At 75.1% G+C, this 24,411-nt stretch carries 24 protein-coding genes; 12 read left to right on the top strand and 12 right to left on the bottom strand.

Features of this window, described 5'->3' with window-relative positions; translation table 11 throughout:
- Positions 1–19 precede the first annotated feature (19 nt).
- Positions 20–202: a hypothetical protein gene (locus tag AMK13_RS20780; protein ID WP_049658969.1), complete on the bottom strand. Its 183-nt coding sequence runs from the start codon at positions 200–202 to the stop codon at positions 20–22.
- A 167-nt stretch (positions 203–369) separates the two neighbouring features.
- Positions 370–1,920 (bottom strand): AMP-binding protein, encoded by a 1,551-nt coding sequence (locus tag AMK13_RS20775; protein ID WP_074003591.1) that lies wholly within the window; start codon positions 1,918–1,920, stop codon positions 370–372.
- Between the two features lie 295 nt (positions 1,921–2,215).
- Between AMK13_RS20775 and AMK13_RS20770 the strand changes: the two genes are divergently transcribed.
- Positions 2,216–2,836, top strand: a complete 621-nt coding sequence (locus tag AMK13_RS20770) for an AAA family ATPase (RefSeq protein WP_074003815.1) — start codon at positions 2,216–2,218, stop codon at positions 2,834–2,836.
- Between the two features lie 19 nt (positions 2,837–2,855).
- Here AMK13_RS20770 and AMK13_RS20765 read toward each other — a convergent pair whose 3' ends face one another.
- On the bottom strand, positions 2,856–3,062 hold the full coding sequence (locus AMK13_RS20765) for a hypothetical protein (protein ID WP_074003590.1): 207 nt from the start codon (positions 3,060–3,062) through the stop codon (positions 2,856–2,858).
- Between the two features lie 283 nt (positions 3,063–3,345).
- Between AMK13_RS20765 and AMK13_RS20760 the strand changes: the two genes are divergently transcribed.
- The 3 genes from AMK13_RS20760 (at position 3,346) to AMK13_RS20750 (ending at position 6,897) form a co-directional block, all read left to right on the top strand.
- Positions 3,346–4,554, top strand: a complete 1,209-nt coding sequence (locus AMK13_RS20760; protein ID WP_074003589.1) for a hypothetical protein — start codon at positions 3,346–3,348, stop codon at positions 4,552–4,554.
- Between the two features lie 152 nt (positions 4,555–4,706).
- Positions 4,707–5,459, top strand: coding sequence for a thioesterase II family protein (locus AMK13_RS20755; RefSeq protein ID WP_049657441.1), 753 nt, complete (start codon positions 4,707–4,709; stop codon positions 5,457–5,459).
- A 154-nt stretch (positions 5,460–5,613) separates the two neighbouring features.
- Complete coding sequence (locus tag AMK13_RS20750; protein ID WP_074003588.1) at positions 5,614–6,897, top strand: styrene monooxygenase/indole monooxygenase family protein; 1,284 nt, start codon at positions 5,614–5,616, stop codon at positions 6,895–6,897.
- A 79-nt stretch (positions 6,898–6,976) separates the two neighbouring features.
- Here AMK13_RS20750 and AMK13_RS20745 read toward each other — a convergent pair whose 3' ends face one another.
- Genes AMK13_RS20745 through AMK13_RS20735 form a run of 3 tightly spaced genes read right to left on the bottom strand, consistent with a single transcriptional unit; the run spans position 6,977 to position 10,408 of the window.
- On the bottom strand, positions 6,977–7,678 hold the full coding sequence (locus tag AMK13_RS20745; protein ID WP_049657443.1) for a FadR/GntR family transcriptional regulator: 702 nt from the start codon (positions 7,676–7,678) through the stop codon (positions 6,977–6,979).
- Between the two features lie 10 nt (positions 7,679–7,688).
- Positions 7,689–8,930 (bottom strand): MFS transporter, encoded by a 1,242-nt coding sequence (locus AMK13_RS20740; RefSeq protein WP_074003587.1) that lies wholly within the window; start codon positions 8,928–8,930, stop codon positions 7,689–7,691.
- The gene (locus tag AMK13_RS20735; protein ID WP_074003586.1) at positions 8,927–10,408 is read right to left on the bottom strand and encodes an amidase; all 1,482 of its coding nucleotides are present in this window, start codon (positions 10,406–10,408) and stop codon (positions 8,927–8,929) included. Before AMK13_RS20735 ends, AMK13_RS20740 begins: the two co-directional genes overlap by 4 nt.
- Positions 10,409–10,634: 226 nt before the next feature.
- Between AMK13_RS20735 and AMK13_RS20730 the strand changes: the two genes are divergently transcribed.
- Together AMK13_RS20730 and AMK13_RS43610 are read left to right on the top strand one after the other, a co-directional pair.
- Complete coding sequence (locus tag AMK13_RS20730; protein WP_079272352.1) at positions 10,635–10,967, top strand: PadR family transcriptional regulator; 333 nt, start codon at positions 10,635–10,637, stop codon at positions 10,965–10,967.
- Positions 10,964–11,959 carry a hypothetical protein gene (locus tag AMK13_RS43610; RefSeq protein ID WP_074003584.1) on the top strand — a complete coding sequence of 332 codons (996 nt, stop codon included), beginning with the start codon at positions 10,964–10,966 and terminating at the stop codon, positions 11,957–11,959. Before AMK13_RS20730 ends, AMK13_RS43610 begins: the two co-directional genes overlap by 4 nt.
- Before the next feature lie 159 nt (positions 11,960–12,118).
- Here AMK13_RS43610 and AMK13_RS20720 read toward each other — a convergent pair whose 3' ends face one another.
- Positions 12,119–12,742, bottom strand: a complete 624-nt coding sequence (locus AMK13_RS20720) for a LysE/ArgO family amino acid transporter (protein ID WP_074003583.1) — start codon at positions 12,740–12,742, stop codon at positions 12,119–12,121.
- A 69-nt stretch (positions 12,743–12,811) separates the two neighbouring features.
- On the opposite strand from AMK13_RS20720, the gene AMK13_RS20715 reads away from it, so the two are divergent.
- Positions 12,812–13,729, top strand: coding sequence for a LysR family transcriptional regulator ArgP (locus AMK13_RS20715; RefSeq protein WP_074003582.1), 918 nt, complete (start codon positions 12,812–12,814; stop codon positions 13,727–13,729).
- Positions 13,730–13,755: 26 nt separating this feature from the next.
- On the opposite strand, the gene AMK13_RS20710 is transcribed toward AMK13_RS20715, so the two are convergent.
- The gene (locus tag AMK13_RS20710) at positions 13,756–14,670 is read right to left on the bottom strand and encodes a hypothetical protein (RefSeq protein WP_241852972.1); all 915 of its coding nucleotides are present in this window, start codon (positions 14,668–14,670) and stop codon (positions 13,756–13,758) included.
- Positions 14,671–14,808: 138 nt separating this feature from the next.
- Between AMK13_RS20710 and AMK13_RS20705 the strand changes: the two genes are divergently transcribed.
- Positions 14,809–17,217, top strand: a complete 2,409-nt coding sequence (locus AMK13_RS20705; protein ID WP_074003581.1) for an ATP-binding protein — start codon at positions 14,809–14,811, stop codon at positions 17,215–17,217.
- A 219-nt stretch (positions 17,218–17,436) separates the two neighbouring features.
- Here AMK13_RS20705 and AMK13_RS20700 read toward each other — a convergent pair whose 3' ends face one another.
- Positions 17,437–18,216: an NAD(P)H-dependent oxidoreductase gene (locus AMK13_RS20700; RefSeq protein WP_074003580.1), complete on the bottom strand. Its 780-nt coding sequence runs from the start codon at positions 18,214–18,216 to the stop codon at positions 17,437–17,439.
- 162 nt (positions 18,217–18,378) lie between these two features.
- On the opposite strand from AMK13_RS20700, the gene AMK13_RS20695 reads away from it, so the two are divergent.
- Entirely contained in the window at positions 18,379–19,269 is an 891-nt protein-coding gene (locus AMK13_RS20695; protein WP_241852971.1) for a helix-turn-helix transcriptional regulator, read from the top strand.
- Positions 19,270–19,284: 15 nt separating this feature from the next.
- Here the strand turns inward: AMK13_RS20695 and AMK13_RS20690 are convergent, their stop codons facing one another.
- Complete coding sequence (locus AMK13_RS20690; RefSeq protein ID WP_074003579.1) at positions 19,285–19,683, bottom strand: VOC family protein; 399 nt, start codon at positions 19,681–19,683, stop codon at positions 19,285–19,287.
- A gap of 135 nt (positions 19,684–19,818) precedes the next feature.
- Here AMK13_RS20690 and AMK13_RS20685 point away from each other — a divergent pair, with 135 nt between their 5' ends.
- Both AMK13_RS20685 and AMK13_RS20680 read left to right on the top strand, forming a co-directional pair.
- Positions 19,819–20,814: a helix-turn-helix transcriptional regulator gene (locus AMK13_RS20685; protein WP_074003578.1), complete on the top strand. Its 996-nt coding sequence runs from the start codon at positions 19,819–19,821 to the stop codon at positions 20,812–20,814.
- Between the two features lie 141 nt (positions 20,815–20,955).
- Positions 20,956–21,453, top strand: coding sequence for a phosphoribosyltransferase (locus AMK13_RS20680; protein ID WP_049651192.1), 498 nt, complete (start codon positions 20,956–20,958; stop codon positions 21,451–21,453).
- Between the two features lie 341 nt (positions 21,454–21,794).
- Here the strand turns inward: AMK13_RS20680 and AMK13_RS20675 are convergent, their stop codons facing one another.
- Complete coding sequence (locus AMK13_RS20675) at positions 21,795–22,343, bottom strand: hypothetical protein (RefSeq protein ID WP_143204589.1); 549 nt, start codon at positions 22,341–22,343, stop codon at positions 21,795–21,797.
- A gap of 156 nt (positions 22,344–22,499) precedes the next feature.
- On the bottom strand, positions 22,500–23,093 hold the full coding sequence (locus tag AMK13_RS20670) for a TetR/AcrR family transcriptional regulator (protein WP_074003577.1): 594 nt from the start codon (positions 23,091–23,093) through the stop codon (positions 22,500–22,502).
- A 124-nt stretch (positions 23,094–23,217) separates the two neighbouring features.
- Between AMK13_RS20670 and AMK13_RS20665 the strand changes: the two genes are divergently transcribed.
- The gene (locus tag AMK13_RS20665; protein WP_074003576.1) at positions 23,218–24,327 is read left to right on the top strand and encodes an FAD-dependent oxidoreductase; all 1,110 of its coding nucleotides are present in this window, start codon (positions 23,218–23,220) and stop codon (positions 24,325–24,327) included.
- Positions 24,328–24,411 lie beyond the last annotated feature (84 nt).

Here is a 24,411-nt window from a genome sequence, read left to right as displayed (position 1 = left end):
GGCGGTGGGCGGCGCGGCGTCAGCTGTCGCCGCCCATCCGCTGGAAGAGGCCGCTGCCCTCGGCGTCCGCCCGGAGGTCGGGCGGCGCCTCCTCCGCGGCGCGCTCGCCGCGCGAGGTGGCGGTGCAGAGGGCGAAGACGATCAGGGCACTGGCCGCCACGGCGAGGATGCCCAGTGCGGTCAGGACGCGTAGCCAGGTCAAGGGAGTGCCTCCTGGGGGGACGGTGCGGCCCACAGCGACGTGCACGGCGCTGCCGGGGATGTATCGGCAGGTCGGGCCGCACGATCGAGTGCCCACGGACGGTTCTTCCCGCCGGGTGGCGCACGAGAGGTCGCCCGCGTAGGCGCTCGATGCACTCGGCGGGCGCGTCACACCCCGTCGCGCGCCCCCGCGGTGGCGGCCGCCCGTCCGCTCCCGGCGTCCACCTGGGCCCGCAGGGCGGCGAGGTCCGGCTTCCCGAGACCGTTCAGCGGGATCGCGGGCAGCAGCAGGAGTGAGTCCGGGGCGCACCGGCCGAGGCCGTGCGCCCGGGCCCAGCGGTGCAGCTGCTCGGCTGTCAGCCGCGAGCCGGGGACGAGGGCGACGGCGGCGTGCACCCGCTCCAGGCGGTCCGGGTCGGTGGTCGTGAACATCACCGCCTCGCGGACCTCCGGGTGGGTGCGCAGCGGCTCCTCGATCTCGCGGGGGAACACATTGTGCCCCTCGACGACCGCCATCGGGTCCCGCCGCCCGGCCACCGTCAGATAGCCGGCCGCGTCCAGGCTGCCCAGGTCGCCGGTGTGCAGCCAGCCGTCCCGGAGCACCTGCCCGGTCAGCTCCGGGTCGCGCCAGTAGCCGGCCATCGCGGTCGGCGTCCGGACGCAGATCTCCCCGGTCCGGTCCGGCGGCAGCTCGGCGCCGTCCTCGTCCAGGACGCGCAGCCCGGTGTCCGGGTACGGGCGGCCCGCGGTGGTCAGCAGCCGCGGTGCCAGGTGCTCGTCCGGGCCCAGCCGGGCGACCGGCCCGCACTCCGTCAGGCTGTAGGTCTGGTGCAGCACCCGGCCCAGCCGCCGGGTCGCCTCGGCGAGCCGCCGCGGCGAGGGCGCGCACCCGGTGTAGCCGACCCGGCGCAGGCTGCCGGTGTCGGTCGTCGGCAGCAGCGGGTGGTCCAGCAGCCGGTACAGCAGGTGCGGCGGCAGGTACATCCGGGACACCCGGTGCCGCTCGACCGCCGCCAGCACGGCCCCGGCGTCGAACCCGTCCTGCATCACCACCGTGCCCCCCGCCGCCAGCGCCAGGTCCGCCGTGGTGCCGCCGCCGTGGCAGAGCGGGGTGCACAGCAGGAAGACCGAGCCGGCCAGCAGCGGCGGGCGCGGCGGACGGGCGAAGCGGCGCAGCACCCCCTTCGGGCGCCCGGTCGTGCCGCCGGTGAACCGCACCGCCATCACGTCCTCGGGCCGGTAGCGGGGCGCCAGCGGGGCGGGGGAGCGGGCCGCGGCGAGGTCCAGCAGGTCCGTGCCGAGCCCGAGCGGCGACGGGCCCAGCGAGAGCAGGACGGCCGAGGGCACCGCCCGCGCGACCCCGTCGGCCGCCGCCGCGCACCGGACCGGGTCGAAGACCAGCGCGGACGTCCCGGCGAACTCCGCCAGCGCCACCTGCTCGGCGACCGGCCCGTCCGGGAACGGCATCGCCACCCGGCAGCCCAGCAGATTCGCGGCCAGCCGCACCAGCAGCGCCTCCGGCCGGTTCCCGGCCAGCACCGTCACCCCGTCCCCGCGCCCGAGCCCGGCCCGCTCCAGCGCGCGGGCGGCGCGGTGCACCAGGTCCAGGCAGCGCTGCCCGGTCCACTCCTCGTCCCCGTACCGGAGCGCCACCCGGGCGGGATCGCGGGCGAGCCCGTCCAGCACCAGCGCGGTGTACGTCGGAGCCGCCTCCGCCATGGCCCGTCCTCCTGTCTGACGGCCCGTCAGCCTAGTGGACGGCGGGCCCACGGGTGCACTGCGGTCGCCGGGGGCCCAGGGGCACCGACGGGTGCGGGTAGGCGCCGACGGACCGGTGCGGGCCTGCGGGGTCCCCTCGGCCCCCGGCCGGAGGGCGCCCCCGCTTCCTCTCCGCGAGGCGCGCACGCCCGACGCCGAGGCCCGGTCCGGCCGGATCCGCCGAGCGGCCGGCCGGGCGTTGTTGTTAGGGTTCCCGGTCGGACGTGAACGGGGGCTCGGACTGGTGGGCGGCGGGGTGGATGCGGTCGTGGCGCCGCGCGGCGTGGTCGATCTGCGGGGCGAGGCCGGGGCGGGGTTCGTCACCGCCTACCCGGCCGACGCCGTCGTGGTGGTGTCCGGGCTGCCGGGGGCCGGGAAGAGCACGCTGCTGCGGCGCTGGTCCGGGGCGGCGGTCCGGGCCGTGGACCCGCGGACGGTGCACGAGGCCTGCGAGGCGGTGATGCCCGCCGCCCTGCCGTACGCGGTGTACCGGCCGTGGGCCCGGCTGGAACACTTCCGGCTGCTGCGCTCCTCGGTGCGCGGTGGCGGCCCGCTGCTGGTGCACGACTGCGGCAGCCGCGCCTGGATGCGGCGCTGGCTCGCCCGGGAGGCGGCCCGCCGGGGCCGCGAACTGCACCTGGTGCTGCTGGACGTCGGCGCCGCCACCGCGCTGGACGGCCAGCGGGCCCGCGGCCGGCACGCTTCCGGCCGGGTCTTCGCCCGCCACCGCCGCGGCCTGGAGCAGCTGTTGGCCGCCTTCACCCGGCACGTGCGCGCCGGCGGCCCGATGCCGACCCCGGAGGCCTCGTCCGTCCTGCTGCTGGACGCGGCCTCCCGCTCCCGCGCCGAGACGGTCCGCTTCGGCGCGGCGGGCTGATCCGGGCCGGCGGCCGCCGTCACCGACGGGCCCGGCGCTCGGCCTCGGCGTGCCACCAGCCGGGCGGGGAAGATCCGTTGACGACCGCGGACGCCTGCTCGGGGTGCAGCCCGATCGTCCGCAGGGCGTCGGCGTGGACCCGGACCTCGAACCAGCCGTGCCAACGGCCGTCCGGTCCGACCCCGCAGAGCAGGTCACTGCGCACCGCTTCCGCGGCGATGGGCATCCAGTCGATGCCCCGGTCACGCAGTCAAGCGCGGAGGGCTGCCGGCGGGGTCGGGCGGCCGGGCAGATTCTCGTACGCCGCGATGGTGATCCAGTCGTCGGGTTCGCTCATGCGGCCATGCTGACACGGATCGGATCAGGTCGACAGCGGAAAGGGGGGACGGCGGAACCCGCCTTCCCGGAGCGGGCGTTGGCGGCCGGGAGTGCCGGTAAACCGGTCGCCTCCCACCCGGGCGCGGGCCTACCCTCGGCGGCGTACCGGACGATCGAGCGAAGGGGGGCGGATGAGTCGGGCCGAAGCCGTGAGGGTCGTCAACGCGCTGGGCGCGCGCTGGGTCGGGCAGGTCGACCCGGCGGGTGGGACGGTCCTGATGCCGGCCGGTGTCTGGCCGCTGCTCGGCCTGCTGGCGCCGGCCGGAAGCCCCGCCGTCCAGGGCGAGTTGACGCAGGCCCTGGGTCTGCTGCCGGAGGCTGCCGCCGAGCGGGCCCGGGAACTCCTCGGTCTGCTGGAGGGCATCCCGGCGGTCGGCTCGGCCCTCGGGCTCTGGACGGGTGAGCGGCTGCGGCTGCGCCCGGAGTGGCCGGCCGGGCTGCCGGCGGGTGTACACGGGCGGCTCTCCGGTGACGTCCGGCAGGACCAGGCGCGGCTGGACGCCTGGGCCGCCCGCGCCACCGGCGGTCTGATCGACGCCATGCCGGTGCGGTTGGACCGGGAGACCCGCCTGGTGCTGGCCGCGGCGCTCACCGTCCGGACCGACTGGATCCGGCCGTTCGACGAGATCGACGGCCCGCCGGAGGGTCCGGCGGACGCCTGGGGCAGGCCCGTCCGGTATCTGTCGCGGTACACCTGCCTGCTGGACCGGGCCGCCGTGCTGGAGTCACCGACCGGGCTCGTCACCGAAGTGCGGGTGCACGGGTACGGGGACATCAGTGTCCATCTGCTGCTCGGCGAGCCCGGCGCGTCGCCCGGCCGGGTGCTGGCCACCGGGATCGAGGCATCGAGCGGGCGCCACCGCCGGACCACCGCCGACCGTTTGCCCGTCGGCACCCCCGGCCCCGGCCTGACGATCGACCGGATCCGGCGGTACGAGCCGGAGGACCTGTTGGCCGTGGACGTCCCGCGGTTCACCGTCGGGGCCGACCACGATCTGCTCGCCCGACTCGACCTCTTCGGCCTGGCCACGCTGGGGACCCGCTCGGAGACCGAGCACCGCCTGCCCGGGCTCGGGGGAGAGGAACCGCTGTTCATCGACGGCGCCCGGCAGCGCGCCACCGCGACCTTCGGCCCGGACGGCTTCCGCGCCGCCTCGGTGACCGCCCTCGGAGTCGCCGGGGGCGCCGCCGCCCGCCCGCGCCCGTCGTACCTACGGCGGATCGCCCGGGCCGGCTTCGGACGGCCGTTCGGCTTCCTCGCCGTCCACCGCACCTCCGGCCTCCTCCTGGCCGCGGGCTGGGTCACCGACCCGGACCCCGCGACCGGTGTCCGGGCCTGAACCTCCTGACAGGCAGGCCCGGGCGGCCGGCGGGGCACCGGCGAGAACCGGCCTGCCGGAGGGTCATGATCGTCACTTCGCGCCCGCGGCGGGGCCCGGCACTGCCAGACTGGGGCCTGCAGAGTCCGTCACGGAGAGAGGTCGCACCCCGCATGTCCAGCAGCGCCGTCGTCGAGAATCCGTGGTTCCGCAGGTTCAACCCGTCCGACTCCGCGCCCGCCCGGATCGTGATCTTCCCGCACGCCGGCGGCTCGGCCAGCTACTACCTGGAGTACGCCAACGCGCTGGCGCCGCACGCCGATGTGCTCGCCGTCCAGTACCCGGGCCGGCAGAACCGCATCGGCGAGCCGACGATCGGCTCGGTGACCGGCCTCGCCGAGCAGCTCGCCCGGGAGCTGCGGGAGTGGGCGGACCGGCCGCTCACCTTCTTCGGGCACAGCATGGGTGCGGCCGTCGCCTTCGAGACGGTCCGCTGCTTCGAGCGCGACGGCGTACGGGGGCCGGACCGGCTGGTCGTCTCGGCCGGCCGCGCGCCCTCGCTGCCCCGGACGACCAGGGTCCACCAGCTGCCGGACGACGAACTGCTCGCCGAGATCTCCGCGCTCGGCGGCACGGACGACCGGATCTTCGCCGTGCCCGGCCTGCGCGAGCTGGTCCTGCCGAGCCTGCGGGCCGACTACATGGCCGTCGAGACCTACTGCAGCACCCCGGACGCGACCGTGTCGCTGCCGATCACCGCCCTGGCGGGGGAGTCCGACGCGCACGCCACCGTCGACCAGGTCGGCCAGTGGGAGCGGCACACCACCGGCCCCTTCGACCTGCGGGTCTTCCAGGGCGGGCACTTCTACCTGGCCGACCGGACCCACGACGTGGTGGAGGTGCTCACCGCGCACCTGCGCGGCTGAGCCGGCCCGGGGCACCCCGGGCGACCGGGGCGGCGGCGCGGTCCGCACGCCGCCGCCTCCTTCGAACGGATGCGCCCGCCACCGGTGACCGGAGCGCGCCCGCTCGACTACTGTGCCTGCTTGACGGACCGTCAACAGACCACCAGGAGGCAGCGTGCGCCGGATCGCCGTCGTCGGAGCGGGCCAGGCCGGCCTCCAACTCGCGCTCGGGCTGGTGGCGGACGGGTACCGGGTGACGCTGGTCGCCGAGCGCACCCCGGAGCAGCTGCGCGGCGGCCGGGTGCTGTCCACCCAGGCGATGTTCGGCCCCGCCCTGCGGATCGAGGCGGCGGCCGGGCTGGACCTCTGGGCGGAGCAGGCGCCGGCCGTCTCCTCGGTGGAGGCGGTGCTGGCGGCGCCCCCCGGCGTGCGGGCGCTGGAGTACACCATGACGCTGGACGAGCCCGCCCAGTCGGTGGACCAGCGGCTCAAGCTGGCCGGCTGGCTGGAACTGCTGGCCGAGCGCGGCGGCGTGGTCGAGTACCGCACGCTGGACCGCGGCGGGCTGCACGAGCTGGCCCGTCGGCACGAGCTGACCGTGGTCGCGGCCGGCCGCGGCGCCCTGTCCGGGATCTTCGAACGCGACGCCGGCCGCTCGCCGTTCGACGGACCGCAGCGGGCCCTGTCCTGCCTGTACGCGCACGGCGTCGGCTCGCCGGACCCGGCCGCCGGGCCGAGGGCCCGGATGAACGCCCTGCCCGGCCTAGGCGAGCTGTACCTGCAGCCGGCGCTCACCCTCTCCGGCCCCTGCGACATCCTGCTCTGGGAGGCGCTGCCCGGCGGCCCGCTGGACGCGTTCGGCGACGCCCCGCCGCCGGATGTCCAACTGGCCCGGATCCGCGAGCTGTTGGCCGAGTACCTGCCCTGGGAGGCGGAGCTCTGGACGGAGGCCGAGCCGACCGACGCCGGGGCCGGGCTGTTCGGCGCGGTCACCCCGGTGGTCCGGCGCGCGGTGGCGGAGCTCGGCTCGGGCGTGGACGCCGTCCACGTGCTGGGCCTCGGCGACGCGGTGGTGGTGACCGACCCGATCGCCGGACAGGGCGCCAACAACGCCGCCCGGGCCGCCGAGGCCTACCGCCGGGCCGTCGTGGAGCACGGCGACGCCCCCTACACGGCCGACTGGATGTGCCGCACCGCCGAGCGGTTCTGGCAGCAACAGGCCCGCCACAGCGTCGAGTTCACCGCCGCGATGCTGACCGTGCCGGACCACCTCCAGGGGGTGTTCGCGGCCGCCGCCGAACACCCGGAGGTCGGCCGCCGGCTCGCCAACACCTACGCCGAAGCGCGCGACTACGCCGCCTGGCTGGCCACCCCCGAGCTGACCGCCGCCTACCTGGCCTCGGTGGGGAGCCAGGTGGGGCCCGGTGATGCGGATGGGCCCGGCGGCTCCTGTCGGTAGGAACCGCCGGACCCGGGGGCCGTACGAGGGCACGACCGGACGGCCGGGCCCGAGGCGGTCGGGCGCGGGTGCGGCCGGCTCAGCGTGGTCCGGTGCCCGTGGCGCGCAGTCTGTCGAGGGTGTGGTCCAGGTTGGCCTGGGTCGCCGCGACGGCGGCGTCCGGGTCGCCCGCGGCGATCGCCTCGACCAGGGTGCGGTGCGCGTGGGTGATGCCCTCCGCTTCGACGCCGTCGTGGAGCCGGTTGTCGGCCACCACGTGGCCGGCCGCTTCGCGCAGCGCGTCGACGAAGGAGTCGAAGAGGCGGATGAGCACCGGGTTGTGCGCCGCCCGGACGACCTGGCGGTGCAGTTCCAGGTCGGTCTCGACGAGCTCGGCCGGGTCGGCGGCCGCGTCGCGGGCGGCCAGCGCCGCCCGGAGCGCGGCGACGTCCGCCTCGGTGCGCCGCTGCGCGGCCAGCCGGCCCGCCTCCACCTCCAGCGCCGCCCGGACCTCGTACACGTCGAAGACCTCCGAGCGCCGCAGCTCCCGGTCGAACTCCGAGACCGGGGCGGCGGCGGCCACGTACGTGCCCGAGCCCTGACGGGCGCGCAGCTGGCCGTCGGCGATCAGCACCCGGACGGCCTCGCGCGAGGTGGTCCGGCCGACTCCGAGGAGTCGGCTCAGCTCCACCTCACCGGGCAGTTTGCTGCCGACCGGCCACTCGCCCGTGCCGATCAGTCGGCGCAGCTCGGCCGTGGCTTCCTCCACCAGTGAGCGATGGCGTACCGGGCGAACAGTCATGAGGACGACCCTATCGTCCTCCGGGTGCCGCACCCGTGGCGGCCTGCTCGTTCACCCGTTCCGGGGCCGGTTCCGGCCCCTGCTCCGGCCCCGCCTCCGGCAGTACGCGGTCGCGCAGCCGCAGCGCGGAGCCGAGTCCGAGCGCCAGCACGCCGAGGACCAGGGCGAGGACGGTCCGCAGGCCGTGGGCGTCGGCCAGGCCCCCGAGCGCCGGTGCGGCGAGGCCGCCCACGGACATGGCGAGTCCGAGGGTCAGCCCGCTGGCGGTGCCGGGCCGGGTGGGCAGGTAGTCCTGGGCGAGTGTCACCTGCGGGGCGAAGGGCAGGAACATGGCCAGTCCGAACGCCACCGCGCCGGCCATGGCGACCGCGACGGAGGGTGCGAAGGCCACGGCGGCCAGGGCGGGGACGGCCAGCAAGTAGCCGGTGCGGATCGGGGTCATCCGTCCGTGCCGGTCGCCGAGCCAGCCGCCGAGCAGGGTGCCGGCCGCCCCGGCCAGGGTGAGCAGGGTCAGTGCGGCGGCGCCGGTTCCCGTCGAGCCGTGGAGGTCGCGCTGGATGTGGAGGGCGAGCATCGAGGTGACGGTTACGTAGGGGATCGACCAGGCGACGGTGGTCGCGGCGAGGCGTCCGAACGCCCGCCAGTCGTCGCGGTGGGCGCTCGTCGCCGCGCCCCGGGCGGCGGCCGGGGTCGCCGGGGTGTGGCCGCGGTACCGCAGCCAGCGGCCCTGCGCGGCCCACAGCAGGGCCGTCACCAGCGCCGGGACGGCCAGCAGCCAGCTGCCGCCCAGGCCGTACGCGCCGACCACGAGGGTGACCAGGGCCGGTGCCAGCGAGGCGCCGAGGGTGCCCCCGACGGAGAACAGGCTCATCGCCCGCTGGGACTGTCCGCCGGCGACCCGGGCCTGGTTGGTGGCGGCCGGGTGGTAGGCGGCGATGCCGATGCCGGCCAGCGCGGCGAAGAGCCAGGTCAGCGGGTAGCTGTCGGCGAGGGCCGCACCGGTGATCCCGGCCGCGGCGGTGAGGAAGCCGGCCGGGATGAGCCAGCCGCGGGGGCGGCGGTCGACCAGCAGGCCGAACAGCGGCTGGACCACGCTGGACAGGCCGCTCGCGGCCAGGGCGATGCCGGAGACGGCGGTGTAGCTGTAGTGCCGCTGGGACATCAGGAAGGGCAGCAGGGCCGGGACGGCGCCCTGGTAGAGGTCGTTGACGATGTGGGTGCCGGTCAGGAAGGCCAGCTGTCCGCGCTTCACCGCGTCCCCCGCTCGGGCCGCGCCGTGTTCTGCCCGGTCGCCCGCTCCAGGACGGCCGCCTGCCGGGCGGCGTGGTGGTGCCAGGGCCGGGCCCGTTCCAGCTGGGCGCCGAGGGAGAGCAGGAGGCCCTCCTGGTGGAGCCGGGCGGTCAGCATCACGCCGATCGGCAGTCCGTCCGGGGTCCAGTGCAGCGGCAGGCTGATCGACGGCCGGCCGGTGAGGTTCGCCACCGGCGTGCGCGGGGTGACGGCGAGCATCCGGGCGTAGGTCCGCTCCGGGGCGTCAGGGTCGGCCAACGACCCGACCGGCAGCGGCGGTTGGTCCGTCGTGGGGCTCAGCACCGCGTCGAAATGGTCGTACCGGTGGCAGATCGTCCGGGCGGTGGCGGTCAGCGAGGCCATCGCCGCGGCCAGCCGGACCGCGCTGTGCTCGTTGCCCCGGGCGCGCAGCCAGCGGGTCAGCGGCAGCAGCCGGTCCTCCCGCTCCGGCGGGACGGGCACGGCGGCGGCCAGCACGCTCCACAGCACGGTGAAGTCCGGCACGTACTCGGCGGGGTCGAACGGCGGGGCCTCCTCCACCCGGTGGCCGAGGTCGGCGAGCAGGTCGGCGGTGCGGCGGGAGGCCAGCGCGGCCTCCGGGTGCCACCCGTCCGTCCGGGGCAGGACGCCGATCCGCAGCGGGCCGGGCTCGCGTTCGACGCAGGCCCGGAAGTGGCCGGCGGGGGAGGCGGGCAGGGTGCTGCCGTCGCCCGGGACGCTGCCGGCCATGACGTCCAGCAGGAGGGCCGCGTCCAGTATCGTCCGGGCCAGCGGGCCGGCGGTGGCCAGCCCGAAGGCGTCCGTGCCGGGGGCGGTCGTCACCCGGCCCCGGCTGGGCTTGAGGCCGACCACACCGCAGGCGGCGGCCGGGATCCGGACCGAGCCGCCGCCGTCGCTGCCCAGGGCCCCGGCGGCCAGTCCGGCGGAGACCGAGGCGGCCGCCCCGCCGCTGGAACCCCCGGCGCCGCGGCCGGGGTCGTACGGGCTGCGCGCGGTGGCGTGGACCGTCTCCGTGTAGGCGGAGCAGCCGAACTCGGCGGCCGTGGTGGTGCCCAGCAGCACGCCGCCCGCGGCCCGGAGGGCGCCGACCACGGCGGCGTCCTGCGGAGCGGTGCGGTCGTCGAAGGCGGCGGAGCCCGCGGTGAACGGGAGCCCGCCGACCGGCCAGGTGTCCTTCACCGACAGCGGCACGCCGAGCAGTGGCGGCAGCCCGGCGCCGTCCCCGGTCTCGGGGCCGTCCCCGGCGGCGGCCAGCCTGGCCTCGGCCGCACGGGCGGCCCGACGGGCGCCGGGCGCGTCGACCGTGCGGTAGGCGCCGAGCACGCCGTCGAGTTCCTCGATCCGGCGCAGGTGGTGGTCGACGAGTTCGGTCGGCGAGACGGTGCGCCCGCGGATCGCCGCCGCCTGTTCGGCCAGCGTCAGGGCATGGAGGTCTGACATGATCACTCTCCCCAAGTAGTCCTCAGGTCCCCAGGTCTTCAGGTCCTCTGAGGACTTCACCATAGAGGCGGGCCCGACTCCATGGCAAGGCAAGCCTTACCGGCTTCCCGGGTGTGCGTTGGTCCTGGCGGATGAGCGGTGAGTGCCCCCCGCCTCCGATCGCACCCGCTCTTCCGGACACTACGGTGACCGTACTATGGTGATCGGCGTGACGAAGAAACGCTCCATGCAGGAGCCCACCTTCCTGCTGCTCACCGCCCTCGCAGACCAGCCCCGGCACGGCTACGCGCTCGGCGACGAGGTCGCCGCGATCTCCGACGGCCGGGTCCGGCTCGGCGCCGGAAGCCTGTACGGCACGCTCGACCGACTGCTCGCCGAAGGCCTCATCCGGGTCGAACGGGAGGAGACGGTCGACGGGCGACCCCGCCGCGTCTTCGCCCTCACCCCGACCGGCACCCAGGCCCTCACCGACGAGAGCCGGCGGCTGCGGGCCGCCCTCCGCGAGGCCGACCGCCGCCTCGCCATCACCCGGAACAGGCTCGCGGGAGGCCCGGCATGACCGCGCACCAGGACCACCAGGACCACCAGAATCACCAGGAGCAGAGCAGGGAGGGCCGCCTGACGACCCACCTGCTGCGCCGCGCCCTCGCCCTCTACCCGGCCTCCTACGGCACCCACGCGCTGGCGGAGGTTGCCGATCACGCCGAGCGCCGCGTCCGAACCGCGAGTCCGCTCGCCGCTCTGCGTGAGGTGGCCGATGTGGCGGGGCACGGGGTCCGGGTCCGGCTCGGCCTGGTCTCCCACCGGCCGGCGGGCCGGGCCCTGGCCACCGCGGCCCCGCTCGCCGCCGCACTGGCCGGCGGCTACGCGGCCGTGCACCTCTATTGGGCGGTCCGGGCCGCCACCGACCCGGACGGCGGGATGCGCGTCGGGTCGCTCGGCGCCACGATGGCGCTGCTCGTCCCGGCGGTGCTGATGGCCGTCGCGGCGCTGACCGGCCGTTGGACGGCGGCCCGCGCCCTGGCGGCGGCCACCGTCGTGGCCCCGCTGCTCGTCCTGCTCGCCGGCCCCGAACTGCCCGGTGCGCACGCGCGGGGCCCGCTGACCTACGGTCTGGTCGGCCCGGACACGGTGCTGTTCGCCCTCAACGCCCTGGTGCTGCTGGCCGCCCCGCCGGACCGCACCACGCGACCGCGCTCCGCCGTACCGTGGGCGGTCGTGCTCGCCACCACGGCCTCGGACGTCGCCCTCGTCCTGGTCTCCGGCCCGGGGGAGGGAGTGTTCTTCCGGACCGGATTCCCCCTCGTCGCCCCGGTGGTCGTCGGCGCGGCCGTCGCCTGCACCACCCGTACGGTCCGCTCGGCGGCCCTGACGGCCGTCGTCCTGGGGGTGCCGCCCGTGGTCGCCCCCACGCTGACGGGCTACTACGTCATGAACGCGACCGCTGTCCTGTTCCTGGTGGTGCTGTTCACCGTCGGGTACGCGGTCGCCCTCGCTGCGGTCCGGCTGACGGGCCGGTTCGGCCCGCGGAGCGACCCGCAGCAGCCCTGACCCCCGGGCACGGCCCCGGCCCCGCGGAGTGAACCCGCGCGTACGCCCGCGGGTCCGCGCGGCGTCGGACGAAGGGTGGCATCCGGCCTGGTCGGGTCGGATGCCACCATGGCCGGCCACCCACGCGGGTGGCAGCCGGGGCCGGTGGGTCAGGGCGCCCTACGCCCCGGCGAGGAGCATCCCGCCCATCGCCAGCATGGTCGCCGCGACCAGTCCGTCCAGCACCCGCCAGGCCCTCGGCCGGGACAGGACGCCGCTCAGCAGCCGGGCGCCGAAGCCCAGGGCGGCGAACCAGCACAGGCTGGCCAGCGCCGCGCCCGCGCCGAAGGCCCAGCGCAGGTCGCCGCGGTCGGAGGCGAGCGAGCCCAGCAGGAGCACGGTGTCGAGGTACACGTGCGGGTTCAGCCAGGTCATCGCCAGGCAGGTGAGGACCGCTCGCCGGACGGACCCGGTCTCCGGTCCGCCGCCGGTGAGCGCGGCCGCCGGATCCGGGCGCAGCACCCGTCGGGCCGCCAGGAAGCCGTAACAGAGCAGGAACGCCCCGCCGATCAGGCCCACCGCGGTCAGCGCCGCGGGCCAGGCCGTGACCACCGTGCCCACCCCCGTCACGCCGAGCGCGATCAGCGCCGCGTCCGAGACGGCGCAGATGGCGACGACCGCGAGGACGGCGTGCCTGCGGGCGCCCTGGCGCAGGACGAACGCGTTCTGGGCCCCGATGGCCACGATGAGGGAGAGTCCGGTACCGAATCCGGCGAGTGCGGCGGCGATGGTGCTGCTGGTCATGGGTCCGACCGTATGGACCGCGTATAGATGAGTACAGCTAAAGATTCTAAAGTAACCTTAGCCGTACTTATGGACGAGCTTCCCCTGGACCAGGTCCGGACCCTGCTCGCGGTGGTCGACGAGGGCACCTTCGACGCCGCGGCCGCCGCACTGCACGTGACCCCCTCCGCCGTCAGCCAGCGCGTCAAGGCCCTGGAACAGCGCACCGGTCGGGTCCTGCTGATGCGCACCAAGCCGGTGCGGCCCACCGAGTCCGGCGAGGTGGTGGTCCGGTTCGCCCGCCAGCTCGCCCGGCTGGAACGCGACGCCCGCGCCGAACTGGGCCTGGCGGCCGAGCAGGGCCCGGCCCGGGTCCCGATCGCGGTCAACGCCGATTCCCTCGCGACCTGGTTCCTGCCCGCGCTCACCCGGGTGCCGCAGGACCCGCCGATCTGCTTCGAGCTCCACCGGGAGGACGAGGCCCACACCACCGCCCTGCTGCGCGAGGGCCAGGTGATGGCCGCCGTCACCTCCTCGCCCGACCCGGTGGCCGGCTGCACCGTGCGGCGGCTCGGGCTGGCCCGCTACCTGGCCGTGGCCACACCGGAGTTCGCGGCCCGTCATCTCACCGGGGACCTGGCCGAGGATCTGGGCCGGGCCCCCACCGTGGCCTTCGACCGGCGCGACGAGCTCCAGGACGAGTTCGTCCGGTCCCTCACCCGGGGGCGGTCGGGCGCCGGGCGGATCCGCCACCTGGTGCCCGCCTCGGACGGGTTCCGGGACGCGGTGGCCGCCGGTCTCGGCTGGGGCCTCGTGCCCGAGCCGCAGGCCGAGCCGCTGCTGCGGTCCGGGCGGTTGGTGGAGCTGGCACCCGCCCGGCCGATGGACGTTCCCCTGTACTGGCAGCAGTGGAAGCTGGATTCGCCCGCCCTGTCCACGGTCGCCGAGGCCGTCGCGGCGGCCGCCGCCGAGGCCCTGCGGCCCGGGCCCACCCGCCGCCGGCCGTAGACCGGCCGGGGCCCGGCCGACCCTCGCTATCCCTCGTGTCCTTGGTCCTGCCCGTTCCGCAGGGCGGTGCCGTGGGCGAGCAGGACGCTCAGCGCCACGTAGTCCGATCCGGGGCGGCGGACGGGCACGAACACTTCCAGCCGGTCCCCTTCGGTGCGGTAGCCCGCCTTCGTCGCGCGCCCCGACAGGGCCCGGCTGCCGACGTGCGAGGCCAGTCCCCGGACGTCGAGCTGGACACCGTCCGCCGGGCGCGCGGAGACGAGGGCGATCCGGGACCAGGCGATCGGCGCGGGGAACGGGGAGAGGGTCATCCCCTCGGCGGTGAAGGTCAGGGCGCCCCAGCGGAACGACCCGCCCGCGCCGAGCTCGTCCAGGAGGCGTTGCGCACGGGCCACGGCGACGGACTGCGTCGCGTCCGAGACGAAGCGCGCGCCGGTGGTGGGGTGCGCCTTCGTGATCATCCGCCAGAAGCCGCACTCCTCCTGGACCCTGATGTAGTCCAGGCCCCGGAGGCGGATCCGGCCGCCCGAGTGGGGGCGGATCACGGTCTTGAGCACGTCGTGCGAGTGCGCCGAGTTGAAGTGGACGGACACCCGGGTCGACTCGACGGAGGCGATCTCCTGCCACGCGTACCGCAGCGTGCGGCGCCCCGGCCGGCGCAGCTCGAAGCCGTGCTCGTACTCCCGGATCCGGATCCGGGCGTGCCGCACGCACAGGGCGAGGCACCCCAGGGCCGCCACGGGCAGGGCCCAGAACGCGAGGCGGAACGAGGAGTCCTCGTCGTAGTACTTGCCGACGAGGGAGCACAGCACGCCGAACAGGATGAGGAGCACGACCAGCGCGGTTGTCGGCCTGCGTACGTAGGCCCCCTGGTAGGTCCACACCCGCTGCCCCAGCAGCCGCCCGCTCCGCTCCGACCCCGCCGCCGTGCCTGCCGTCACCACACACCTCGCATAGCCGTCCGATACCGCGTCGTCGAGTCTCGGGCGGGTGCGTGCGGGGGACAACGGGAGAACTACTCAATTCCCGCACGCTTTCCGTGCCGGTACCGTCAGCGCGCGTCCGTAGGATGACCACCCATGGGAACGGGGGCAGCCGCGGGGACGTTCGCCGGCCTCGGCGGCTTCGACGCCGAACTGACGCCGCTGATCGGGCGGCGGGCGGACACGGCCCGGATCGCCCGGCTGCTGTCCGGCGCGCGTCTGGTGACGCTCAGCGGCACCGGAGGCGTGGGCAAGACCCGGCTGGCGCTGCGCGTGGCGGCGGACGCGGCGCGCTCCGCCTTCCCCGACGGCGTGTACGTCGCCGAACTCGCCGACCTCCGGGACCCGGAGCTGCTCGCGTCGAGCGTCCTCGGCACCCTCGACGTGGCGAATCCGGGGCACCCCGGCGCCGACCCGGCGGCCGTCCTCGCCGCCCGGCTGCGCGAGCGGCGCGCCCTGCTGGTCCTGGACAACTGCGAGCACCTGGTCGACGCGTGCGCCCGCCTCACCGACGCGTTGCTGCGGGCCGCGCCCGGACTGCGCGTCCTGGCGACGAGCCGGCAGCCGCTCGGCATCGCGGGCGAACAGGTCTTTCCCGTGGAGCCGTTGCCGGTGCCGGACGCGCGGGCGGGTCACGGCCTGCGCGACCTGAACGGCAATCCGGCCGTCGCGCTGTTCGTCGACCGGGCCGCCGCCGTGCTGCCCGGCTTCACCCTGACCAGGCCGGACGCCGCAGCCGTCGCCGAGCTCGTCCGCCGCCTGGACGGGCTGCCCTTCGCGATCGAACTGGCCGCCGCCCGCATCCGGAGCCTGACGCCGCAGGAGATCCTGGAGCGGCTCACGGACCGGTTCGCGCTGCTCACCGGCGGGAGCAGCGTCGCCGCCGACCGGCAGCGCACCCTGCGCGCGTTGATCGACTGGAGCCACGAACTGTGCACGGGGCGCGAGCGGTTGCTGTGGGCGCGGGCCTCGGTGTTCCGCGGCGGCTTCGACCTGGAGAGCCTCGAACGGGTCTGCGCGGACGCCGAATTGCCGCCCGCCGCCCTGCTCGACGCCCTCGACGGCCTGGTGGCTCGGTCGATCGTCAACTGCCGCCATGTGCGGGGACGTTCGCGCTACCACATGCTGGAGACGGTACGGGAGTACGGGCACCAGCGGCTGGCCGCGTCCAACTCGCTCGACGCCCTGCGCGGCCGCCACCGGGACCGGTACGCCGAACTGACCGCACGAGCAGGGCGGGAGTGGTTCGGGCCCCGGCAGGTCGACTGGTTCACGCGCCTTCGCCTGGACCACCCGAACCTGCGCGCCGCCCTGGGATTCTGCCTGGAGCGGCCCGGGCAGGCACGGGCCGGTCTGGCCCTGGCCGTGTCGCCCCGGCACTACTGGATGACCGCGGGCCTGCTGTCCGAGGGGCGCCACTGGCTGTCGCAGCTGCTCGCCGCTGACCATGCGCAGGACGGCGGTGACGGTGACAGTCGCGGTGACGGCGCGACGGGGCCGGAGACGGCCGTCCGTGTCCACGCCCGGGTCACCGACACGTACCTGCGCATCCTGCAGGGCGACCCGGACGCCGACGTACGGCAGGCGCTCGCCGCGTGCGAGGCGGCGGCCGAACAGGGCGGCCACCGGCGGGAGTCGGCGTGGGTGTGGCACCACCACGGGATCCTCGCCGTCTGGCGCGAGGACTACGCGAGCGCCGCCGAACTGTTCGCGCGGGCGCGCACCGAGTTCCGCGCGCTGGGCTGCCTCGACGCGGCCCTCGAGTGCCGGGTCAAGTTCGCCATCGCGCACGCCTGCGGGGGCGAGGCCGCCGTGGCCGAGGAGGCGTGCGGCGAGGTCGAGGCGGCCGCCCGCACGCACGGCGAGTCATGGCTGCACGGCATGGCCCTGCTCGCCCGCGCCCTGCTGGCCCTGCGCGCGGACGCGCCCGCCGACGCGACCACGCACGCCAGGGCGGCCATCGCCCGGCTGCGCCCGTTCCAGGACTGGTGGGACGTGGCCATGTGCGTGGAGGTCATCGCCTGGAGCACCCGGAACGACCCGCGGCGCACTGCCCGGCTCCTGGGCGTGCTGCACCTGTTGTGGGAGTCACTGGGCGGGCGGCTCGGCGCGGCGCCGTTCATGCGCACCCAGCACCTGCGCCTGGACGCCACGGTACGGGAGGCGCTGGGCGCGGCCGCCTTCGACCGGGAGTTCCGCCGCGGAGCGCGCGCCACCGTGGACGAGGCGATGGCCCACGTCCTCGACGACCCGGCCGGGGTCCCGGGACTGACGAAGCGCGAGAGCCAGGTCGCGGAACTGGTCGCCGAGGGCCTCACCAACAAGGACATCGCGGCGCGCCTCACCATCGCGCAGCGGACCGCGGAGAACCACGTCGAACGCATCCTGGGCAAACTGGGGCTCGCCTCGCGCACGCAGCTGGCGGTGTGGACGTACGAGCAGCGAGGCGGTCCCGCCCGGGGCCCGCGGCGCCGGGGGCTCGCGGAGCGGTCGCCGGCGGACTGAGTCGGAGAACTGGGTAGTTCGACCCAGCCGACGGACTTTGTCGTTCGACCCAGCCGATGGACTGGGTTGCTCGACCCAGCCGCCGGACTGGGTTGTCCGACCCAGCCGGCGGACTGAAGTAGCAGACCGAGCCGACGGTCCGAGTCGGTGGACCGAGCCGACCAACTGAGTCGGTAGACCGAGCTGACAGACCGAGTCGGGGGACCGAGTCGACCGCCCTCAGCCGCGCACGTGCAGCCCGAACCCTGTGCGGCCCGCGGGCTCCAGCCCCTCCTTCAGGTGCAGCGAGGGAATCTCGTAGTCGCCGAAGTTCTGCCGCCGGAACGCGATCGGCTCGGTCGACTCCAGGGTGAGCAGGCGCTGCTCCCAGGCCCGGGCGACGGCCGGGTAGTCCTCGTCGGTCATCCGGTCGCTGCCGTACAGCACGAACGGCGGCAGCACCTCGATGCCCGGGTAGTAGAGGACGCCGTGCTGGAACGGGAACAGCAGGTCGTCGATGGGGCCGCTGATCCCGCGAGCGGCGTAGTGCGACTCCGGGCCGCCGACGGTCACCGACAGCAGCGCCCGCCGGCCCGCGAGGGTGCCCTCGCCGAAGCGCTCGCCGTACCTGGTGGCGCTGTGCTCGCCGACGCCGTACGCGAAGCGGTAGGTGAACACCCGGTCCACCCACCCCTTGAGGATCGCGGGCATCGTGTACCACCACAGCGGGAACTGGAAGACGATCGTGTCGGCCCACAGCAGCTTCTCCTGCTCGGCGCGGACGTCCGGGGAGAGCGTGCCGGCCTCGAAGGCCCGGCCCGAGTCCAGGGCGACCTTCAGCGGACTCGAGGCCTCGGGGCCGTAGTCCGCGGCGTCCACGACCGCCTTCCAGTTCATCGCGTACAGGTCGCTCACCCGTACCTCGTGCCCGGCGGTCTCCAGGGTGGACACCGCGAGGTCCTTCAGCGAGCTGTTGAGCGACTTCGGCTCCGGGTGGGCGTGGACGATCAGCGTCTTCACGGGGGACTCCTTCGGATCGGATGCCTCTGATCCTGGACGCCGCGGCGCCCGGCGTTCAGGGGCGCCGCTTCCGTCGGACCGGACTTCCTGGTACCGGCAGGGCCACCCTCACGGGCACCCGAGCCGGCCGTACGGGCGCCCGCCGCGGCCATACTGAGGGGCATGGACGATCTCGCGGGCTTCCTACGGACCAGGCGTTCCCGGGTCGATCCGGCCACCGTCGGCATCCCCACCGACAGCCGCCGCCGGGTCGCGGGGCTGCGCCGCGAGGAGGTCGCGCACCTGTCCGGCGTCAGCGTCGACTACTACGTACGCCTGGAGCAGGGCCGCGCGACCCAGCCCTCCGAGCAGGTCCTCGACGCGCTCGCCCGCGTCCTCGACCTCGACGAGACCGAACGCGGTCACCTCTACCGCCTCGCGCGGCAGCGCCGCCGCCGTGCGACGGCGCCGGGCAGCCGGGTCCGGCCGGAACTGCTGCGCGTCCTCGACCTGGTGGCCGGCGCACCCGCGCTGATCATGAACCACCGCCTGGACGTCCTCGCCGGGAACCGTCTCGCCGGCCTCCTCCTCGGCCGCCCGATGCCGGGCCTGAACACCGCCCGGCACATCTTCCTGGAGGAGGCCGACCGCGGCCTCTACGCCGACTGGGAGAACTGCACCCTCGACGTGGTCGGGCACCTGCGGCTGGCCGCCGGCCAGTACCCCGACGACCCCCGACTGGCCTCGCTCATCGGCGAGTTGGCGATGGGCAGCGAGCGCTTCCGCCGCCTCTGGGCCCGCGCGGACGTCCGCGCCCGCACCCACGGGCGCAAGGCGTACCGGCACCCCCTGGTCGGACCGCTGGAACTGCACCAGGAGAACTTCGCGCTGCCGGACGAGCCGGGCATCGAGCTGCTGGTGCTGTCCGCGGCCCCCGGCAGCCCCGCCGAGGACGGGCTGCGCCTGCTCGCGGGGCTGTGCACGGACACCGGCGAGCCCCGCGGCGCGGCGGCCGTCGGTGCTGCGGGCGCCGCGGGTGACGAAGACCTGCTTCGGCGGGCGGGGATGGCGTAGCGGCGGGGTGCCCCGTCAGCGGGTGAACTTCGCGATGGCCGCCGGGGTGACGGGCGTGAAGAAGTTGACGAGGTTGCCGTCGGGGTCGCGGAGCAGCAGGGAGCGGTTGCCCCAGGGCATCGTGGTCGGCTCGGTGACGAAGTCCGTGACGAACCCGGTCAGGTCGCGGTGGACGCGGTCCACGTCGTCGACGAGGAACTCGGTGATGACGCTCTGGTTGGCGGCCGGGCGGGCGGAGCCCGGGGCGAACAGCGGGACGGTGCGGGTGCCCGCGATCGCGAGGGTGGCTCCCGGGGTCCGGAGCTCGGCGAAGTCCTCGGTGGCCCACTCCGCCCGTACCTGCGTGGCGCGTTCGTAGAACTCGACCAGGCGTGCGACGTCGCCGGTGATGATGCGGATCGAAACGAAGTCCATGGTGTCCTCCTGGGACGGGGTCGGAGCCGGCCGCGGTCGCGCGGCTGAGTGCTGGTGCCGCTGAGCGGCCGTGCGCTCCGCAGACTAGGAGGGATAGTGGACAGAACCTGTCCACTATCCGCCTAGGCTGTGGTCATGTCCCGACCCACCGGCCGTGTGCTGACCCTCCTGGAGCTGCTGCAGTCGGGCGGTACCCGGACGCTGGCCGAACTGGCCGACCGCCTCGGCGTCGACGGGCGCACCGTGCGGCGCTACGTGGACCACCTGATCGACCTCGACGTGCCCGTGGAGTCGGTGCGCGGCCGGTACGGCGGCTACCGGATCTCCCCGGGCTACCGCCTTCCCCCGCTCATGCTCGGCGAGGACGAGGCGCTCGCCGTGCTGCTCGGACTGCTCGCCGGACGCCGGACGGGACTGGCGACGGCCGAGCGCACGGCGGGCGAGACCGCGGCGGCCAAGATCCGCCGGGTGCTGCCCCGGCACGTCGCGGCCCGGCTCGACGCGCTCCTGGACGCCCTCTCCTTCACGGACGGCTCCGGCGGGGACGCCGCCCCTGACGCCGGGATCCTGCTCACCCTCGCCGACGCGGTGCGCCACCGCCGGCCGGTCTCCCTCAGGTACACCGACCGCGACGGCCGGCCCAGTGAGCGCACGCTGCACCCGTACGGGATCGTCGCCCACGCGAACCGCTGGTATGTCACGGGCGCGGACCCCGGGATCGGCGAGGACCGGACCTTCCGGCTCGACCGCGTCGCGGACGCGAGGGCCCTGCCCGGCATGTTCGACGTGCCCGCCGGCCCCGACCCGGCCGACCGCCTGCTGTCGGGCTTCGCCACGGCCGACTACCGGCACGAGGTGACGCTGCGCATCCACGGCACGGCCGAGCAGATCCGGGCCCACCTGCCCGCCGGCGTCGCGACACTGGAGGACCACGACCCGGCACCGGCACCGGACGGGGACCCGACCGCCGAGCGCTGGCTGCGCGTCGAGCTACGGGCGGAGCGCCTCGACTGGCTGCCGCCGCTCCTCGCCGCGATCGACCGGCCGTTCGTCATCGAGCGCCCGGAGGAACTGCGCACCCTCGTCACCGCCCTCGCCGACCGCCTGGCCTCCCACGCCCGCCGGACCTGACGGCACCCGCCCGACTCCCCGCGGGCCGGCCGCCGTGGCCCGGGGAACCGGAGCGCTCGGCCGACGTGTGAAGCACCACACTTCCGGTCCAGAGCGTGCCGGAACTCGCGGCCCGGCCGACGGCCAAGGACACTGATCGTCGTGACTGATGTGCGTGAGACCCTGGATTACCAGACCTTCGGGCGGGCGGTGCGCGAACTCGCGCAGACGATCGCCGACGACGGCTACGAGCCCGACCTCGTCTTGAGCATCGCCCGCGGCGGGGTGTTCGTGGCGGGCGGTCTGGCGTACGCGCTGGACTGCAAGAACATCCACCTGGTGAACGTCGAGTTCTACACGGGCGTGGGCACCACCCTCGAGATGCCCGTCATGCTGGCGCCCGTTCCCGCCGCGATCGACTTCACCGACAAGAAGGTCCTGATCACCGACGACGTCGCCGACACGGGCAAGACCCTGCGGCTCGTGCACGACTTCTGCCTCGACCACGTCGCCGAGGTCCGGTCCGCCGTCATCTACGAGAAGTCGCACTCCCTGGTGAAGTGCGAGTACGTGTGGAAGCGGACCGACGACTGGATCGAGTTCCCGTGGTCGACGGAAGGACCGGTCGTCAAGCGCGAAGGCCAGGTCCTCGACGCCTGACCGGAGGCCTGACCGGAAGCGGTCCGCGCCGGACGCCGGGACGCCCCCAGGCCGGGACACCCCCAGGGCGGACTCCCGCGGAGCAGAAAAAATCGGAAGGGTTGGGACCTGTCACCCCTTCGGGGGGTGGAGCTGGCGCGCGCGGGCAGGGGTGCGGCAGCATCGGGGCGGGAGCCCGGTCCTGGCAGGACCGGGGGTGGTTGAGGAGCGGGTGCCCGTCGTGGTGACGCGGGCACCCGCTTGGCGGTGTCCTCGCTGATACCGGTGCTCGCAGCTGGTACCGGTGCTCGCAGCCGGCACCGGTGCTCGCACCGCCCGCCCGATGCGTGACGACCGACGACCTACACCTCGTCGTCCCGGTCGCCGTCCTGCGGCGTCTCGCCGAACCGCTCCTGCGCCTCCGCCGGCCCGCAGCCGAAGGCGCGGCCGATGTACTCCCAGGTCATCAGGTTGTGGTGGGCCCTGCGGCCGGCCAGCAGCGCGGTCGAAGCGGCGGCGCGCTCGAACCGGCCGGCCGCACGGGCGGCGGCGTACGGCCTGCTCTCCGTCAGGTCGCAGATCCGGTCGACCAGCGCCGCGATCAGGTCCTCGACCTCGCGCGGCACCACACCCTCGGCCAGGTCGACGTGCGACTCCCAGTCCGCGAACGGCCCGGTGTCCTTGCCCACCGCCTCGGTCGCCGAGTCGTCGCCGAAGTCCAACCGGTGCACCTGCTCGCCCCGCCAGCCGCAGCTGCAACCACCGCGCACCGCGGTGGCCCGGGGACCGTCCGCACCGTTGTAGAGCCACCAGGTGGTGCGCCCGTCCGGCAGCGGCTCCGGCTCGCTGCCGTCCGCCAACACCGCCGCCGGGAAACCCCGGTGGCGTTTGCTCTCGTCAACCCATGGCATGCCGTGTCCCTCGCGTCCCTGGAGTACAGCACCAGGGTTCTCAGCCCGTGGCGCAGTGTCAAGGCTTCGCGACAATCGGTGCGATCCGCGGATCACAGGGGCCGCGGCCGGGAGCACGCGGCGCCTGTGCGCGCATCGGGGCTCTCGCGGATCGGGTCAGCTGCTCGGATGGGAGGCCGCCCAGCCGTGTTCGAGCAGGGCGAAGGCCTCGTCGGCAGCCCGGCGCGGTTCGGGGTGCTGCAGGATCAGGCTGCGGGCCGCCAGGGCGAACCGGGCCAGGGCGACGCAGCTGACGTCGTCGTCGGGCGCGTCCACGGCCTGCGCGATGGCCCGCGCCAGGGCCGTTTCGTGGCGGGTCCACATCCGTTGGGAGTAGTCGCGCAGCGCGGGGGTGTCCTGCACCAGGCGGGTGAAGTCGGCGAACCGCGGGTCGGCGGCGTGAATGGCGAACCGGGTCTGGTTCAGCAGCAGGTGCTCGCGCAGCGCCTGTGGGACCGACCGGCCCGGGGGCCGCTCGCGCACGGCCGCGACGAGGGCCGCCTCCAGGTCGTCGTCCTGGTCGAAGACCAGCGCCTCCTTGCTGGTGAAGTGCTTGAACAGGGTGGTCACCGAGACGTCCGCGGCGTCGGCGACGTCCTTGACACCGACCTGGTCGTAGCCGTGTTCGAGGAAGAGTTCGAGTGCGGCGTCGGCCAGGGACTGGCGGGTCTGGGCCTTCTTGCGCTCGCGGCGCCCAATCGCTTCGGTCACCCGACCACCATAGCCCGAAGTGCATCCACTCTGAAAGTGTAGTCATTGCACTTATTTAGCGAGTGTGCTTTCTTGGTGGTGTCGGGCCGCCCGGCGACCCGCCCACCACCGGAAGGACACACCCATGCCCACTGCCCGTGCCCCCCGCATCGCGATCGTCGGCGCCGGCCCCGGCGGCTTGACCTGTGCCCGGATCCTGCAGCAACACGGCCGCGCCGTCACGGTGTTCGAACGTGAAGCCGACGCCGACGCGCGCCCGCAGGGCGGCTCCCTCGACCTTCACGCCGACACCGGCCAGGCCGCCCTGCGGTCGGCAGGCCTGCTCGACCGGTTCCATGCCCTCGCCCGCCCCGAGGGCGACGAGTGGCGGGTGCTCGACCATGCCACCGGCGCCCTCCTCGCGCAGCGGGGGCCGACCGCGGGCGGGGGCCGGCCGGAGATCGACCGCGGCCAACTGCGCGGCCTGCTGCTGGACTCGCTCGCCCCGGACACGGTGCGGTGGGACCGTGCCGCCGCCGGGGTCACCCCGCTGGTGGGCGGCACGTGCCGGCTGCTCCTGGGCGACGGTACGTCCGAGGAGTTCGACCTGGTGGTCGGTGCCGACGGCGCCTGGTCACGGGTCCGCCCGGCGCTGTCACCCGCCGTACCCCACTACACCGGTGTCACCTTCGTCGAGACCGGCTTCGACCAGTGCGACACCCGCCACCCCGAACTCGCCCGACTGGTCGGCAGCGGATCGCTGCTGGCGAAGGGCGTCGGCCGGACCCTGGTCGCCCAGCGCAACAGCAACGGTCACATCCGCGGCTACCTCGCGCTGCGCGAGCCGCAGGACTGGCACACGGCCGCCGGACTCGACCTCGGCGACCAACGGGCCGTGCGGGAGCACCTGTTGGAGCTGTTCGACGGCTGGGACGACGGCCTGCTGCGGATCCTGCGCGACAGCGACCACGGCTTCGTCAGCCGGCCCCTGCACGTGCTGCCCGCCCCGCACGCCTGGACGCACGTGCCCGGAGTGACGCTGCTCGGCGATGCCGCACACCTGATGCCCCCGGTCGGGCTGGGCGCCAACCTCGCCATGCTCGACGGCGCCGACCTCGCCCACGCCCTCGTCACCGAATCCAGCGTCGGCGACGCCGTCCGCGCCTACGAGCACGTCATGCTGCCCCGCTCGATCAAGGCGGCGACGGGAAGTGCCCAGGGCCTCGACCACCTCGTTCCCGCGACGGCCCGCTGAGTCGACTCCACCACCCCTCGACGATGCCGAAGGCGCCGAAGTCGTCCAGGGGATCGACTCCGACGGCCCCCTCGACGCGTTCCG

The organism is Streptomyces sp. CB02056, from assembly GCF_001905545.1.
GTDB lineage: Bacteria > Actinomycetota > Actinomycetes > Streptomycetales > Streptomycetaceae > Kitasatospora.
Note: the sequence above shows the minus strand (reverse complement) of the source record. Positions and strands in the feature narration are given on the sequence as shown.